Below are 18,209 nucleotides of genomic sequence, written 5' to 3' on the forward strand. Positions count from 1 at the left end.
TCGCCTGCATGGTGAAGGCCCGAAACGAAAGCCACATAGTTGTGGTATAAGACGGGAATAGCAAAAATTTCGAACTATCAATTATGCATTTCAATGACACGCATGCTTATTTAGACAATGTAGCAAAACGAGTGACAGCAGTAAACGATGTACGCAAATTGAAACCTGATGCGTTGTTATTTGACTCAGGAGATGTATTCTCAGGAACACTATACTTCAATAAGTTCCTAGGACAAGCAGATTTGGAATTTATGAATTTAATGAAAGTGGATGCGATGACTTTCGGTAACCATGAATTTGATCTTGGTGCATCACCGGAAGGCCATAAAGCATTGGCCGATTTCATTAAAGCGGCACAGTTCCCATTTGTATCTTCTAACGTGGATTTTTCAAACGATGTTTTGTTCAAAGGTTTATTCAATTCAAAGATTTCAAATAAAGAAAAAGATGGAAATATCTATACAGGGATTGTCAAAGAAGTAAATGGAGAAAAAGTCGGTATTTTTGGTTTGACAACTGAAGAAACTTCGGATATTTCAAGTGCTGGATCTATCACATTCTCAAATTATATTAAAGATGCCAAGAAAATGGTAAGACAATTCGAGAATATGGGCATTAACAAAATCGTAGCGCTTACTCATATTGGCTATGATGATAATCCGGAAATAGACAATGACAAACTCCTGGCAGAATCGGTAAAAGGTATTGATGTAATTGTTGGAGCTCACAGTCACACTGCCATACCTGTACCTGTTTTATTAAACCAAGATACAGAACCAACGATTATCGTTCAAGCAGGTCAATATGCAGAAAATCTTGGAACATTAGATGTAACGTTTGATAGCAATGGAGTTGTAATTTCGCATGAAGGAAAGTTGATTCCAGTAGCAAGCAAAACAGCAGATGCTGAAGCTGCTGCCCTTCTAAAAAAATATTCAGATCAAATTGAAGTGCTTAAAAACGAAGAAATTGGTGCGATTACCACAGCTCCTTTAGAAAATCTTCGCACTGCGGAGAATAGCGTTCGTAAAAATGAGACACCTCTAGGCAACTTAATTACTGATGGAATGCTTGCAAAAGCAAAAGAATATAACAAAGACGTAGTCATGGCTTTCCAAAATGGCGGCGGCATCCGGGCAGGTATTAATGAGGGACCAATTACTGTCGGTGAAGTAATTACAGTTCTTCCATTCGGTAATACGCTGGCGACCATGAAATTGTCTGGTGCAGAGATAAAACAAGCATTTGAAAAAAGTTTCGGTGTATATCCTCTTGAAAATGGTGGCTTCCTTCACGTATCAGGAGCAAAAGTTAGATTTGATTCTTCAAAACCGGCTGGCCAACGTGTAGTGTCCATTAAATATAAAAATGAAGATGGTTCATACACAGAGATTCAAGATGGCAGCATGTATACAATCGCTACTAATGCATTTACAGCTAAAGGCGGCGATGGATACGATGTATTGAAGAAGGCTTATGCAGAAGGAAGAGTAACTGATTTAGGTTTATCAGATTGGGAGAACTTTGCACAACACTTAACATCACTTGGAACAATTACACCAAAAACCGAAGGACGCATAGTGGATGTAGTTAATGAAGTACCTTCAGAATTGCCGGGTGGCAATGTTCCTGCTGAAGATTTCTCCGGCACCGTTGAAAACCCAAAAGTTTACGCCGGAAATGTTACAGTATCAGTTTCCAACATTTCCTCCCTTGAAAATGCAGTAGTCAAAGGAAACTTAGTACTTACAGGAACATTGTCGGATAGTGCTACGTTTTCAAACATCAAGGTTGAAGGTTCTTTAGATGCTTCAGGACTGGATACTGATAGAATGCAATTTGAAGGAATAGAAGTAACGGGAGATACAATTCTATAACTTGCACAAAGCCTCCTCCATCAGGGGGAGGCTTATCTTATTGATACTGAAAATTCGGATATTAAAGGAGAATTTATAGCATGAGTGTCAGTAAATGGAGAAAATCATTGAATACCGTCTTATCTGCCGGATTAGTAGCAAGTCTAATAGTTCCAACATTGCCAGCACCTGCAAGAGCAGCAACTAATGCAGCTGACTTGATTATATCCGAATATATTGAAGGAAGTAGTTCAAATAAAGCCATCGAACTATACAATGGTACGGGAGCAACGATAAATTTAAGTGATTATTCCCTTGAGTTGTATTCTAATGGAAAAACAGTTGCCGAAAATAAGCTTAAGCTAGCTGGGAACATAGAAGCTGGTAAAACATATGTACTTTATAATACAGGATCAAATGCAGACATTAAGAGCAAAGGGAATTTAGCTAACTCAACTGTTATTAATTTCAATGGAGATGACGCTATAGTTCTTAAAAAATCAGAGATTATAATAGATTCTATAGGTCAGGTTGGGAACGCAGTTAAATTTGCTGAAAATGTAACACTTGTTCGAAAAAGTGCAATAACTAAAGGTGATACAGTAATTTCAGATGCATTTGACCGTACAGTAGAGTGGAACGCCCTTGCAATAGACAATTCATCAAACCTAGGATTGCATACTATGGACGGTGGCGGTACACCGATAGAAAACAAAGTCGAAGCATTAACAGCTTCAACTCCATCATCCACTGTTCCGGCCAATACTGAGATCACATTGTCCACGGCAACAGCTGGAGCAACGATCTACTATACAACAGACGGATCCGAACCAACGATATCAAGCACCAAATTTACAGCTCCAATTATCATCGATAAAGATATGACCATCAAAGCTTTCGCAGTAGCTGAAGGTATGGCAAATAGTGATATCTCGACATTCCAATATCTAGTTGCGAGCGAGAATGGCACTTTGACCATTTCAGAAGCGCGTGCAAAGGCAATTGGGGAAACTGTTACTTTAAAAGGAATTGTCACAGCTAATTTGAAAAACACTGTTTCCATTCAAGATGCTACAGGTGGGATTGCCGTACGTCCTGCGAGTTTAGATGCTGCTATTGGCGACGAAGTAACGCTGACAGGTAAATTGGCTGAATTCAGAAGCCTTCTGCAATTGGATGGAGCTTCAATAGTCAGTAAGACAGCGAAAGTTGCACCGGCACCAAAGGTTGTAACTGGAGCAGGCGTTAAAGAAGAAAACGAATCACTTCTAGTCCAAGCAAAACAAGTCACTTTAACTTCAAAAGATGCGAACAATAACTATACTGCGACTGATGGTACAGTAGATTTCATCGTTCGTGACGAAAATAATACACTAGGTTTGGCTGTAGGAAAAACATATGAGTCAATCACGGGAATCGTTCAGCAATTTGATGCAGCTTATCAAATAATTCCACGTTTCCAACAAGACATTGTAGAGGATAGTTCAGTCATCCAACCTGTTACAGCAAATCCGGCAAGCGGTACGTTTGTAGGGGAAACCACTGTAACATTGACTACAAGTACTGCTAATGCAGAAATATTTTATACTCTGGATGGTTCAGAACCATCAGTTAGTAGTAATAAATATGAAGCTCCAATTAAAATAACGGAAGATTCAACATTAAAGGCAGTCGTAAAAGCTGCTAATGGTTCTTTGAGTGAAGTGAAGACTTTTGAATATATCATAACTGATAGTTTGCAGATTCATGATATTCAAGGGGAAGGCCATGCTACTACATTCAATAATAAAAACGTAGAAGGAATCCAGGGTATTGTTACCTATTCTTTCACATTGAGTGGGGCAACTTATTATCATCTTCAAACACCAGATAGTTTGGTAGATAATAATCCAAATACTTCAGAAGCAATACTTCTATATAGCGGTACTAATACTTGGCCGATTCAAGTAGGAGATTTGGTTTCTGTTACTGGTAAAGTAAGTGAATTTGCATATGATGGATATTCTGACCGTCAAACAACAGATTTGAAAACTACCCAAATCAATGTAAGGAATGATCAGGGAGGAAAAGTAACAGTCATTGAAAGAGGAGTTACATTACCTTCCCCAATCGTTCTTGACAAAACTAAAATGTCTTTGAATAGTATTGATAGTGATAATCTTTCCATTTTCAATCCAACAGTAGATGCCATTGACTTCTGGGAAAGTCTTGAAGGCATGCGTGTTCAAGTTGGTAATTTGAAATCTGTTTCACCACAGGAACATGGCGATTTGATAACACTGCTGGAAGAAGCACCTACAAATTCGTTACATGGCGGCGTGCTGTATGAAGAAGGCAACCAAAATCCAAACCGCATACAATTCCGAATGGAACCGAATGGCCCGGCACGTGAAATGGAAGTGGCAACTGGGGATAATTTTAGAGGTCCATTAACAGGAGTGGTAGGATATTCATTCCAAAATTATAAAATTTATGTTTCTTTAGATGACATGGAAAAAGCACATACACAAGGCAGTGCAGTGCCAGAAAAAACTACAATTGTTAAAGCAGAAGATAAGTTGACAATTGCATCTTATAACTTGGAGAATTTCTCTAACAACAAAACTTCTTCATCAGATGATAAAGCTAAGAAATTGGCTCGTGCATTGGCTTCTGATATGCAAAGCCCGGATATTATCGGGGTAACAGAAGTACAGGATAATAACGGCGAAAACGCTGGTGACTCCAAGGCTGACCAAAGTTACGAAAGACTGATTGCTGAGATTGTTAAAGCAGGTGGAAAACAATATAGCTATGTGAATATTGATCCTGTAAACAATCAGGACGGCGGTGCACCGAATGCAAATATTCGCGTTGGATTCTTATATAATCCGGAGCGGGTAACATTAACAGATGGTATGCCGAAAGGTGATGCAACAACTCGCGTCGGTTACGAAAATGGGAAATTAACTGTAAATCCAGGTCGGATCGATCCAACAAATAGTGCATTTGATAGCAGTCGAAAACCTTTGGCCGCGCAATTTGATTTCCAAGGCGAAAGTGTCGTCGTTATTGCAAATCACTGGAACTCTAAATCAGGAGATAGTCCACTTTTTGGATCCATTCAACCACCAATTTATAATAGCGAAGTGCAACGCCACAAAATCGCAAATATTGTATACAATTTTGTGGAAGATATTAAATCTAAAAACCCTGAGGCAAATGTTGTATCTTTAGGAGATTTCAACGATTACCAATTCTCACAATCGTTAAAAATTCATGAAGGCAGCCTTATGACGAATATGATCAATAAAGTAGCAACATCTGATCGCTACACTTATCTGTATCAAGGAAATTCACAAGTTTTGGATCATATTCTTGTATCTAAAAACTTGGAGAGTAAAACTGAAATAGATATTCTGCATATCAATGCAGACTTCACTGACATGGCTGGCAGAGCATCTGATCATGATCCGGTCCTAGTTCAGATCGAGCTAGCTAAGGATGAAGTTGAAGCTCCAATTACGCCTGAAAAGATCTATGACTTCAAAAACTTTAAAACAAAGAAATTGGTAATTAGTAAACCAAGCGTCTCCATTACATTGGACAATTCATCTGTCATCACAGAGGGCGTCCTGTTCACTGGTTCATATGCAGAGTTCCATGGAGCTGGTTTTGCAAAAACAAAGGTTACAATCAAACCGGAAACAGCTGGAGCGATTATTGATTTTAAAGGAATTGAAGCTGTTGAGCTTATTATCGATGGCACGAATGTGAAAGAAATAAGAGGCGCAGAGAATATTAAGGAAATTAAGTACATTAACGGCGCAGGTCCTGAGTCAATTAAGATTACAAATTCCAAAGGAGAGCCAATTGGCTCTCCTTTGGATCCTAATGACAATAAACCTCCGGTACTAAAAAAGAGCTTCCCTAACCAGACAGTTTCTACAGGGGAATCCATCTCTCTATTATTGACGGATTATTTTACGGATCCAGATAATAATCAACTAAGTTTTTCATCAACGAAGGGCACAATCAACAAAACGACTTCAACACTTACGCTAGAGCTTGAAGAAGGCAGCCATATTGTTGGAGTAACAGCAACAGATGGTAAAGAAAGTACTACTGCAAGTTTTACAGTAACAGTAACTGCTCCTGCTACACCAGATGATGATTATTACAAAGATGCTTTTGGAAAAGAAGGAGTAGCCTTGAAAGCTGCATTACATGAAATTATCGATGATCATAAACAACTTACTTATGATCAAGCATGGGAAGCATTAAGAGAAACAGATGAAGATCCGAATAATTTAAACAATGTAATCCTATTCTACTCAGGGGTATCGCGCGCAAAAAATAAAAATGGCGGGAACGTAGGGGACTGGAACAGAGAACATACATGGGCAAAATCACACGGTGATTTTGGAACAAGTATAGGACCTGGAACTGATATACATCATCTTCGACCAACCGATGTCCAAGTCAATAGTGCAAGAGGAAATCTAGATTTCGATAATGGTGGAAGTCCTGTAACTAATTGTGCTGAATGTAAAAAAACGTCCAATTCATTTGAACCGCCAAATCGTGTAAAAGGCGATGTAGCCCGGATTCTATTCTACATGGCTACACGCTATGAACAAGGAGACAGAGTAGACTTGGAGTTGAATGAATTGCTTAATAATGGAAGCAATCCTTTCCATGGAAAACTGTCAGTTCTTTTGCAATGGCATTTGCAAGATCCAGTTGATGAGTTTGAAATGAATAGGAATAATGTTATTGAAAAATGGCAAGGAAATCGCAATCCATTTATCGATCATCCAGAGTGGGTAAATCTTATTTGGAAAAAAACGAACTCTAATAACGTAAATTTGGCATCTTAATGCCTAACTAATATTTTGTTTCACTGATTGCACGCATCTCCATTTACTACTTGTTTCTTAACAAAGTAGTAGATAAAAGAGGGCGTGCTTTTTAATTTAATTAATAAGAAACTACTCAACATTCGTTTGCGAATCAAAAAAAGCAACATACTCTAATTCTCACGAGTATGCCGCTTATTATACTTTTCTTAATTCACATCTAGAACATCTTCAAATTTCCATTGGCCGGCTTCATCTTTGGATAATAGGTAAGTAATATATTCAACCTCTTCAGTTGTTCCATTGAGTGCACTTTGATTGTGAATTACAATGGCCATCCCCTCAACGACAAGTTCAACTTCAATACCTAGCGTCTTATAATTTATATCGTTTTTCTCAAATGATGTCTTTATTTCTTCTTTAAGTGTTGAGTATTGAGGATATTTTTGACTATATAAACTAAATAGTGATTCAGTATTTTCGGCATTTTCATACTCTTCGTATTTCTTGAACAACTCGATAATTTCTTGTTGTTGTGTCAAGAAGCTTGTATCTTTTCTTATGCTTAGAATGTAGGTATTGTGTAGCACACTCCAAACTTGTTCATTTTCTATCTTCCCTAGTAAAGTATAAAATTTATCACTATTAGCTTCGACTGTTGCCTGATCTGCCTTTTTCGTAATCAAACCATTCAAAGTGTCTAATTGCATTTTAGCTGAAACGATGTTTATAGATGATTGAAGTGCCTTTTCACCAGGAGATTTGTATTTAACCAGAATTGCATTACGCGTCGAATTACCGTATACACGATATAGTAATGTCGCTTGTTTTCGGATTTCCCTAGACAATGCATGATAACTAGCTTCAGTTAGATCTGATGTTGGATTCGCAGCATAAAGTTTATTAAATTGAGTAGTTTTATCCACTATTTTCTTTCCAGTTGTAATCGCATCGATATATCCGGTTGCACGACTATAATGTACCCCGACATTAGCTTCGAGACGCTTTTGTAATACAGCCTTATCTTTTGTATTAGTACGGGCAATTTCTTGTTTAGCTTTCAAGTAAGCATCTTTTGTTAAGTTGAAAATTTTCATATCTGGATACTTTACTTCTTTTGTTAGCTCCACAGATATTTGCCATTTTAAAGCACCTGCATGTTGCTCTGCTGTTCTCACTAATGATTCAGCTTTTGAAACTGTCGATGCTTCTGCATTGGTAAAAGGTGTAAATACACTAGCTACAACAACCCCAAGAGCCAATGAAAACGATAAAAATTTCTTCATAAAAATCCTCCATTCTTTTTCTTTGATTAGTATTTTACATTTTATAGGCTTTATTTAGAATATTATAGATTACATGTTTTTTCCACTATTATTTTGTAGGTTTCATTGTTAAATTACAAAAAAGGGTGAAAAATTACTCATTTTGATCAATTTTTGATACACCAATTCGAACTAGTAATAAAAACAATGTACTAGTGATAGCTGAAATATAAGAATGATAAAGAACTAGAATTGAAGATGAGTGTATGAGAAAGGGGAATATGTCACAGTAAAAGATGTCGAAATTACTAATTCATGATTCATTAATATGACAACCAAGAATCTTCCTATTAGTTTTATGAATAACAATAAGGGATTTAAAAATTCTATATAACAAGATGAGGAAGTATAACTATTAATATAGAAGGTGAAAGAGTAGATTTGTGCCTAGAAAGTAAAAAAGGAACGAGGGCTAAGACCGACATCTTGTCGAAACAACTTCATGATTTGCTAGCGAGGACTCAAGTTAAAGATTTACAAGTATGCTTTGCCTCATGCAGAATATGCAAAAAGCGCATTTGTCGATAAACATTATAATGGTTTAATAAAGCCAAATAAATAAAACGGCACCTAGAATATCTAGGTGCCTAACTACTCAGACTAGTTTTGTTGCGAGAAAAACGAAGGGAGATCTTCTGCGGGTTACCAGCCCGAATTCTCACTTGAAAATTATAACATGAATCAGTAACTATTACATAACAATAAAGTTCATTTTTCTACAAAATGTGACATTTTTCGACCTATTTAACTTTCGAAAAGTCGAAAAACAGCTGATTTTCGACAAAAACTACCTTAGAATTCGGTTGTTTATAAGCTCGACAGAGTTTTTGTGAGTGGTACATACATTAATATTTTCACTTTCGCAGCTAGAAAAGAACCTTTAGTCATAAAGTTGATGGTGTGTAGACATCATTGATTATAGTTATAGTTGCTCTCGGTTTATTTGCCGCGAGTGATGCACAACCGAACTACCTAATATAGATAGAGAAAGAGCGAAGTGGCATTGTCACTTCGCTCTTTCCAATGGGTTATCGCACTTAGCTAATCAGTCCTACAAGTTGGGAATCGGAGTAACCACAATTAAACTCAAATACGCAGATGTAATTTCCATTTTCCAAATAATTGAAAAATATTGATGTTGTAATCAAATTGTTACACAACTGTAAAGTTAAAAAGGTTTAATTCATGGTATCCTAAAAACAAGAAAGTATTCAGAAAAATAAAAAAATTTAGAGATATATCGGGGGAAATACATTTTATGAAATTGAAGTCATTTGTAGCTAAGTTTATAACCGCATGTACTATGGCAACAATTTTGGTAACTGCTCCGTTATCAATTCAAACTGAAGCGGCAGGTTCAATTGAATCTAAAGAACTTATCAGTGTAGCTAATAATTTAATTGGAACAAAGTATGTATATGGTGGAACTACTGCAAAAGGTTTTGATTGTTCTGGATTTATTGGTTATGTGTATAAAGAACTTGGTTTAAATTTACCAAGGACTTCTGCTGGTATGTATGCTACAGGAACAAAAGTTTCCTATGATAATCTGCAACCAGGAGATCTTGTTTTTTTCAATACATCCGGTAGAGGGGTTTCACATGCCGGGATATATATTGGAGCTGAAAAGTTTGTTCATTCTTCATCCAGTAAAGGTGTTTCCATTGCAAGATTAGATGATCCTTATTACTGGGGCGCAAGATATATAGGCGCAAAACGTGTTGCTTCAGTCAATGTAGTTGCAGCTGCAAAAAAATAAGTACCCATAAACCGTTTTGTTGTCGAGGACATCAAGACGGTTTTTTCTATGTTATAATTATTTGTGAATTACATAGGGAAGGATGAATGAAGTGGAAAATAAAACTTATAAAACCGAACTGGACTTCAATGACTCTTGGGAATTGGTTTCTCAAGAAAAATATGTATTCCAATTTTTTCATCAGCAATTAACTGATCTTGAAGCCAATCAAATACATATTCACGGTGTCAAACTATATAAAACAGAAAAAGGCATGGTTATAACTGGTCTTCTTAGACATTCTCTAGCCAAAAATGTAATGTTTGACCAAGTTACTCTAATTGTTAAAAATGAAAAAGGTATAGAGCTTGCCAAAAAAACTTTCGACATGGAATTATTCGGTGAACTGGGTCCACAAAAGGCTAGACCGTGGAAATTTGCTTTTGAAGACGAGCATGTACTTGTTCCACTTGATGAAATTGAGGACCAAATGGCTTTTGAATTACTTTTTGAACACCATGAGAAGGTGGTCAGGAATTTCACTTTGTTGTTGGACGAAAATTGGGAAATGAGCTTGTCCGAGGAGCAAAAAGAATTTGTGTCCAAGGTAGTTTCCTCACTAGATCCAATCAAAGTAAATGAGGTATCCGTTACCGGTTTTCATTTAAATGAAACGCCAGAAAATGTTAATATCTTCTTGCTGGTGCGAAATGCTTTTTCACAGACGTTAACCATTGACAATCTACCATTACAGTTATTCGATGCTAGAGGGGATTTGATAAGCAAACTTGGTTTTCCAATAGGGAAATTCCAAATTCCTGCACACCAAGCTCGTCCTATCAGTCTTTCGTTCTCAAGAGAAAACTTTTTAGTTGATAATCCAGATTTTACAAGTTTTACAATAGAACTTGTTCCACAACAATTATAAGCAACAAAATAAACGAAAATGTTCTGTAACAATTGCATTTTCGTTTTTTTATGCATTTTATTTGAGGTATTTTTAAGTATATGATTTATCAAGATCAATTATACGAGTATTGAGGTTAATCATAAGAAAAAAGCAGCGATATTCGAAAAATACGAATATCACTGCTGTAATTAAAATTGAATTAGCTTATAAGTTTAATTACTACTCTGCATCTAATGATTCAAAGTATTTCCAGTTTCCAGTCTGATCTTTTTTCAAAATGTAACTCTTAGATACTGAAAATTCCTGTTGATCGATAGTTATTTTTTGATCTTGGACCACAAGTGCTTCCCCGTTGCTTATATATACAATCTCTAAACCCAGTGTCTCATATACCACATCAAATTCTTTAAATGATGTTTCTATGTTTTCTTTAAGTTCTAGGTAACCAGGAAATTCTTCACTATATAAGCTAAAGGTTAAATCTAGGTTTTCTTGGTTTGCGTAGTCAGTGGACTTTTTGAAAAAATCACCTATTTCTATTTGTTGTGCTAGGAAATTAGGTTCTTTACTTATACTTTCTTTATAAGAATCGTAAAGGTCAAAATAGATTTTATCATTTTCTACGGAATCTAATAGCGTAATTAATTTTTCAACGTGTTTCTCAACAGTTTCTTTTTTTGCTTTATTTGTAATCAATTGATCTAGTGTATCTAATTGCATTTTGGCAGTAATTACGTTTTGAGTAGAATTGAGTGCTCTTATTCCAGGAGTTTTGTAATTAGTTAATATTGCTTCACGTGTCGATTTACCATAAACACGATATAACAAGGCTGCTTGCTTTCGAATTTCGCTAGACAACTCATGATAACTGTTTTCAGTTAAATCAGCTGTTGGATCAGTCGCAAATAACTTATTTAATTGATTGCTTTTATCGACAATTTTCTTGCCTGAAGTAATGGCATCAATGTAACCCATTGCACGTTTATAATGTATTCCAACATTCTCTTCTAAGCGCTTATCCAACACCGCTTTATCTTTTGCACTTACATTGGCAATTTCTTTCTTTGCAGTTAAGTATGCATTTTTTGTTGAATTAAAAACTTTCATATCTGGATATTTGATTTCCTTCGTGAGTTCCACAGATATTTGCCATTTCAAAGCTCCAGCATGTTGTTCAGCTGTTTTCACAAGAGCCTCTGCTTTAGTCGTTGAAGCTGCGTTCACTTCTGTGAATGGTGTGAAGATACTTGCTCCAATAATACCAAAAGCCAATGTAACTGATAAAATTTTATTCATTGTTTGCCCCCATTTGGAAGATTCATAAAACTTCCTAATAATAAACCTTATTTAGAATAGTATATTTCGAAAGTTTTGTCTATTGAATTTAAATGCTATCTTGTAGTTGTAAAAAACGATTTGCTTTTCAATGGTACTTTAAGAAATTATACGTATTATATTTTTTAGTTTGGAAATAATAAGCATATGACGTTCCATAAAGAGAATATAGATAGAGGGGCTTAAGTTTTCTGAATTCGGATTTTCGTTCTTTCAATTAAACAGCATACCTTTGTTTGTTGGGATTGATTATAAAGGGGGTAATCTTATGGAGAGTCACAAAGTATTAATAGAAGTAATCGTTGGGATTGTCCTTGTGATTGTGGCAGTTTTATTAAACATAGATATTTAATCTTTATATTAAGTCATTAGATAGGAATAAATGACTCAAAAAGAAGTGGATTCTATTTGATCTCTAGTCGATGATAATATCCATTTATTACATAATGTTATTTTAAAAATTTTATATAACCAAGTTGCAATACAAAAATAAAGCAAAATAATTTTTGTTATCAAAATGTAATATTTCTTAATATAAATGAAAAATTAAACAACTACTATATGTGTTAACCTTTAGGGAGTGATTTAAATATGAAATTAATTTCCTGAGGTGAATGTTTTAATGTTGAAAGTAAAAATGTTTTGCAGTTTGATTATTCTGTTCTCCGTGTTAACATTTTCATCTGGTGCACAAGCAGCAGACTCGTCAAATAAAATTATTGACTATGCCGATAATTACATAGGAACTCCATATCAATATGGCGGAACTACTCCGACAGCATTTGACTGTTCAGGTTATATTACATACGTGTTTAGAAAATTCGGGATAAATTTACCAAGAACGACAGCAGATATTTACAAAGTAGGTCAAAGCGTAAGTAAAAGTAATTTAATGCCAGGAGATATCGTGTTCTTTCAAACGGTAAAGGCAGGTCCTTCACACGCAGGAATTTATGCAGGAAATAATCAATTTATTCATACGAGCACGTCTAGAGGCGTCCGTTTTGATAACATTAATGATTCTTATTGGGGACCAAAGTACTTAGGTGCAAAACGTGTAGCCTCAACTTCAGTATTAAGTGCTACATCGGGTATTACTTTAAGTACAAAACCTGGTCAAATAGGAGAAATTGTTGTTACAAAAAACATCAACCTATGGAAACGTGATGCAAATAATAAATTATTATATGTACGTGTGTTAAAAGTAGGGGAAAAATACCGAGTTTATAAAAAAGACAATTTATATGGCGGACAATACGGATTAGGCGCTAATATGTATATTACAAATATGCCTGCTCACATAAAATATACCCCATTACAATAACTGTAAACCAAAAGGATGTCGATTAATTAATCGACATCCTTTTTTTGATGTGCAAATAAAATGATAGCTACACTATGTAATATAAAACAAAAGAACCAACGATTAAATTTAATTAATCGTTGGTTCAAAGGGTAATTATTTTTCTGTATTTGAATGCAATGAAATTTGAAGTGCTGAACGAATAATCGTACGGAAGAAGGTTTGTAACATTGTATTAAAGTCTTCCAAAGCATCAAATGAATACAAGCGGTATGGATCTTCTTGCGCATAGCCTCTAACTGCAATTCCTTCTCTTAAGTAATGCAGTTGATCGAGATGACCGATCCATGAACGATCTAATGTTTCAATGTACATTTGCTGGATAGCCTTCCATATTTCATCGTCAGGGCTAATAGTTTCGAGTTTTTCTAATACTTGTTTGTAAATTGATTTTAATCTTCCAACGTTGTCTTCAGACACTATTGATTCTTTTGAAGAGTTATCTAAAAGTAAAGAGAGAATTTTATACTCATCGATAATTGCATTAATGAGTGAAGTATTCTGGTCTTCATTTGCGTTTAGCTCTGGACTTTCCTCTACTATATGAGCAATACGTTCTTCAATCGCATTTTTAACTAATGCCATCATATTCGAAGAAATAAGTGCCTTTTCTCTATATTGATACATGACGCGTTGTTGATCGTTGTTTACTTCATCAAGTTTCAGAAAATGATTGCGAGAAGAGAAGTGAGATCCTTCAACAACTTCCTGGACTTTGTATGAGAACTTTGAAGGATTAGGTGATAGGACCAAACCATCTTCATTAACCTTTACTTTTTTCAAGTACCTTGCAAATTCTTCCTCGTCATAATTGTAGAACAGTTCGTCTTCCAGAGAAATGATGAATTGTGTTGAGCCTGGATCACCTTGACGGCCACTGCGACCCCGTAATTGCATATCAATTCGAGCACTATTATGTAATTCGGTTCCAATAATGTGTAGACCACCTAATTTTGTTACTTCTGGTGATAGAAGAATGTCCGTACCACGTCCGGCCATGTTCGTGGCCAACATCACTTGACTTAGTTGACCTGCTTCGGAGATAATCTTTGCCTCATCCTCCACGGTCTTTGCATTAAGAATTGAGTGATTAATATTTTTTTCTTTCAAATAGGAAGAAAGTTTTTCAGATTGTTCAATAGAAGTCGTTCCGATTAATACTGGACGCTTTGTTGCGTGAATTTTCTCCACTTCTTCCACAATTTTTAGGATTTTTTGTTCGTATGTTTTGTATACAAGTGTATCCAAATCCATTCGTTTGTTTTCCTTATTGGTTGGAATGACAGTAACACGCAAATGATAAGTTTCCCAGAATTCGTTTTTAGACGGTAGAGCACTTCCGGTCATGCCGGCAATTTTCTCATATAATCTAAAGTAATGTTGAATCGTTACGGTTGCTTGAGTACTATTTTCTTCTTTTAATGAAACATTTTCTTTTGCCTCAATGGCTTGGTGAAGACCATCACTGTACGTTCTGCCATCCATGATCCGACCGGTATATGGATCGACAATGAGAATTTTACCGTCTTTCACAATATAATCAACATCTTTTCGCATAATCACTTTTGCTCGCAAAGATTGCATGGCAATATGCATGAACTCACGATGCTCTGCATCATAAACATTCTTCAACCCAAAAGTTGCTTCTAATCGATCGGCACCCATATCTGTGATTACAACCTGCTTAGTCTCTGGGAAGTACTCATATTCTTTTCCTTCTGTAAAAGATGAAACGGCCATAGCCATGATTGGAAATAAGTTTAAAGCACTATCTGATTTTCCAGCAATGATGAGAGGAGTTCTAGCCTCGTCAATTAAAATACTATCAACCTCATCTATTAATGCATAAAAGAGTGGTCGTTGAACTAACTCGGCTTTATCTTTGACAAGATGATCTCTTAAATAATCAAATCCGAATTCAGTTCCAGTCCCATATGTAATATCACATTGATAGGACGCTTGTTTTTCAACAGTTGTGTTTCCTGCAGCATTCAAACCGACTGTTAAACCTAAAAATTCAAATAGGGTGCGCATTTGTCTATAATCTCGAGATGCTAAGTATTCATTAGCGGTGATGACATGTACACCTTTTCCATATAGGGCCATGATATAGACAGGTAAGGTTGCTACTAATGTTTTACCTTCACCCGTTTGCATTTGAGCAATTTGAGATTGGGTCAAAACTGCTCCACCCATTAATTGTACATCGTAATGACGTAGACCTAATACCCTCTTAGATGATTCGCGAATGACTGCAAATCCTAAAGGGATTATTTCCTCCAACTGTTTACCCTCTGATAATAATGCCTTTAATTCTTCTGTATACTGCCTTAATTCGATATCTGATTTTAAAGATATTTCATTTTCCAAAGCATTTATTTTTCGAACAATCTTTTTCAGCTGGTTCAGCTCGATCGTTTCCCCTGAAAGCATTTTCTTAATAGACACAAACATATTCCATTCTCCCAACATCTTTGAAATTCTGACATTATTATACCATGTTAGAAGAATCATGTCTTTTTACTGAAAATATGAAGAAAATTTATCACAATTTAAGAAATAGCTAAGGTGAATTTGCTTTCATTCTACTAATTAGTTGAGACTCTAACAATTACACTTTTTGGTTAATTCTACCTAATTTGCAATTTTCAAATCATTCTTTATACATAACATGGTAAACTATAGAAAAAAGGGGAGTGTTTATGAAAAAATTATGGTTTGTGCTTTTTTTACTACTCATGATTTCGACAGTTTCACCCGCGTATGCAGACGAAACGATACTGATGGAGGAAGAAAATGAATGGCTTGAGGACCTGGTATTAGAAAATGACGAATTAGATACACAAGTGGGATTTGAAGAAATAGGACCAATGATTTATAAGTCTTCAGCAATTACTTCGAAAATCGCTTCGGATTCAAATGGAAATACTTACATTTACTACATCATGCACGGAACTCCTACTGCTTTAACTGTAGTTGACTATTATTCAAAAGAAATTTTGGATACATACATTCTTGAAGATTCAAAAAGTGCATGGGGTTTGGAAGTTGATCAAGATGGCGTCTTATGGGTTGGAGGGACAGGAGACACAATAATTTATAGCTATAATCCAGACACGAAAGAATTTATTACTCATCTTAACCCATTTACAAATAAGAGTGATACATCAATTCAAGATATGGTTATTATAGATCGACAAATTTATCTAACATCGGCCTATGGTGGTTCCCTTGTTTCATTTAATACAGAAACTGAAGAAGTGAGAGATTACGGTCAGATTAGAAAAAGACGAAATTTCTTAAAATCAGTTGCAGCGGATTCTAATTCAGAAGATATATTTTTGAGTGTTGGATCACCTATCGATTTGTTGGTAGGGGATAAAGCTTCGGGCAACTTCAAATCTTTCTTACCATCAAAGTATATGGGGGAGAAATATGCCCAAGATTTAATTTTAACTGAAAATCATGTCATTGCTCGTTTGTATCCTACAAATTTGGCTGTGGTGTTTGATCGTCAAACACTCAAACAGGTTGGAGAATTTGAAATTAACTCTCGTACTTTATCGAACGTTTCACCAACTGGAAATGAAGTATATTACACATTAAAAGGTCAATTGATGAAATACAGTTTGGATTCATTGACCGCTACTGAATTACAGGTACATCTGCCGAAAGGCACAGAAGGGGTCACATTCGATTTTGTGAAGAAAGAAATTATAAATGAGGAAGAGGAAGAAGTTATTTCAGAATTACCGGAAGAAATGAATCTCGTGGAAGATACTATCGAATCTGATGAAGAGGTTCCAATGGAGTGGATTATCTCAGGGATGGTTGACAATAATGGCCAAACTTTCGATTATGATATCACGACCGGTGTTATGGAATATAATCAATTTGTTCTACCAGCACAACCAGTCGAACTTTACACAATCACTTCGAGTGAAGACGGAAAAACTATTTATACCAATGGATATATGTCCGGTGGCTTAGGGATTTTGGACGTGGATTCTCTTGAAAAAGAACTTTACACAGAGATCAGTCAGATTGAATCAATGGTTGAAATTAACAAGAAATTATATATAGGAGCGTATCCGTTATCACGATTGCTTGTTTATGATCGAAGCGTGAATTGGTCTGCTACTAATCCAACCAGACTCATTAGTTTGAAATCATACGGTCAAGAAAGAACTACTGCCGTCGCTTCCATTAATAACGGGAAGGACGTTGTGTTTGGCACTTTACCGGATACCGGTGTAAACGGAGGAGCGCTAGCATTTTACAATGTTGAAAGCGGGAAATTCCAAATTCATGAAAATTATATATATAACCAAAGCATTGTATCTTTAGTAGAAAGAGATCAAGAAATATTTGGTGGAACTTCCATTCACGCTAATCAAGTCACAAACCCGCGTGGTGCTCGACTATTTGTAGCCAATAAATATAAACCTGATTTAATCAAGTATATTCATCTGCCATTTAAGTCAAGTATGATTACCAGTTTAATAGTAGACCGTGAGAATCGTATCTGGGGTATGGCAGATGGGACGCTATTTTCTTATAAAGACGAATGGAAAGAAATACAATCTGTAGAATTACTACCACTTATTTCTGGTAAATTCCGCAATGCTACCATTATTGAAGGGGAAGATCACTATCTTTATGGAAGTGTAGAGGGTAAATTTTTCAAGGTGAATAAAGATACTTTGGAAGTTACATGGATTAAGAATGAAGGAGTCTATGGCTTGGCTAAAGACTATCACGGAGATTTCTATTTTTACAATGGAAGTAAGTTATGGAAATACACAATTGAAAAAAACCGTAAAGCGGAAGAAACAAAGGAGTAA

The 18,209-nt window shown here is 35.7% G+C and carries 9 protein-coding genes; 6 read left to right on the top strand and 3 right to left on the bottom strand.

Going from position 1 to position 18,209, the window contains the following annotated elements; genetic code table 11:
• Positions 1-83 precede the first annotated feature (83 nt).
• Positions 84-1,877 (top strand): bifunctional metallophosphatase/5'-nucleotidase, encoded by a 1,794-nt coding sequence (locus ACQKEV_RS04770; RefSeq protein ID WP_427443851.1) that lies wholly within the window; start codon positions 84-86, stop codon positions 1,875-1,877.
• An 80-nt stretch (positions 1,878-1,957) separates the two neighbouring features.
• Positions 1,958-6,715, top strand: coding sequence for an endonuclease (locus ACQKEV_RS04775; protein ID WP_427443852.1), 4,758 nt, complete (start codon positions 1,958-1,960; stop codon positions 6,713-6,715).
• 188 nt (positions 6,716-6,903) lie between these two features.
• Here the strand turns inward: ACQKEV_RS04775 and ACQKEV_RS04780 are convergent, their stop codons facing one another.
• The gene (locus ACQKEV_RS04780) at positions 6,904-7,980 is read right to left on the bottom strand and encodes a hypothetical protein (RefSeq protein ID WP_427443854.1); all 1,077 of its coding nucleotides are present in this window, start codon (positions 7,978-7,980) and stop codon (positions 6,904-6,906) included.
• A 1,297-nt stretch (positions 7,981-9,277) separates the two neighbouring features.
• Between ACQKEV_RS04780 and ACQKEV_RS04785 the strand changes: the two genes are divergently transcribed.
• Both ACQKEV_RS04785 and ACQKEV_RS04790 read left to right on the top strand, forming a co-directional pair.
• Positions 9,278-9,778, top strand: coding sequence for a C40 family peptidase (locus ACQKEV_RS04785; protein ID WP_427443856.1), 501 nt, complete (start codon positions 9,278-9,280; stop codon positions 9,776-9,778).
• 91 nt (positions 9,779-9,869) lie between these two features.
• Complete coding sequence (locus tag ACQKEV_RS04790; RefSeq protein WP_427443858.1) at positions 9,870-10,685, top strand: SLAP domain-containing protein; 816 nt, start codon at positions 9,870-9,872, stop codon at positions 10,683-10,685.
• 201 nt (positions 10,686-10,886) lie between these two features.
• On the opposite strand, the gene ACQKEV_RS04795 is transcribed toward ACQKEV_RS04790, so the two are convergent.
• A complete protein-coding gene (locus tag ACQKEV_RS04795) occupies positions 10,887-11,963 on the bottom strand; it encodes a hypothetical protein (protein ID WP_427443860.1) in 1,077 nt (358 codons plus the stop codon).
• Positions 11,964-12,624: 661 nt separating this feature from the next.
• Between ACQKEV_RS04795 and ACQKEV_RS04800 the strand changes: the two genes are divergently transcribed.
• On the top strand, positions 12,625-13,326 hold the full coding sequence (locus ACQKEV_RS04800) for a C40 family peptidase (RefSeq protein WP_427443862.1): 702 nt from the start codon (positions 12,625-12,627) through the stop codon (positions 13,324-13,326).
• Between the two features lie 135 nt (positions 13,327-13,461).
• Here the strand turns inward: ACQKEV_RS04800 and secA are convergent, their stop codons facing one another.
• Positions 13,462-15,819: a preprotein translocase subunit SecA gene (gene secA, locus ACQKEV_RS04805; protein WP_427443864.1), complete on the bottom strand. Its 2,358-nt coding sequence runs from the start codon at positions 15,817-15,819 to the stop codon at positions 13,462-13,464.
• A gap of 248 nt (positions 15,820-16,067) precedes the next feature.
• Here secA and ACQKEV_RS04810 point away from each other — a divergent pair, with 248 nt between their 5' ends.
• A complete protein-coding gene (locus tag ACQKEV_RS04810; protein WP_427443866.1) occupies positions 16,068-18,209 on the top strand; it encodes a hypothetical protein in 2,142 nt (713 codons plus the stop codon).

The organism is Paenisporosarcina sp. NPDC076907, assembly GCF_050269735.1.
Taxonomy (GTDB): Bacteria; Bacillota; Bacilli; order Bacillales_A; family Planococcaceae; genus Paenisporosarcina.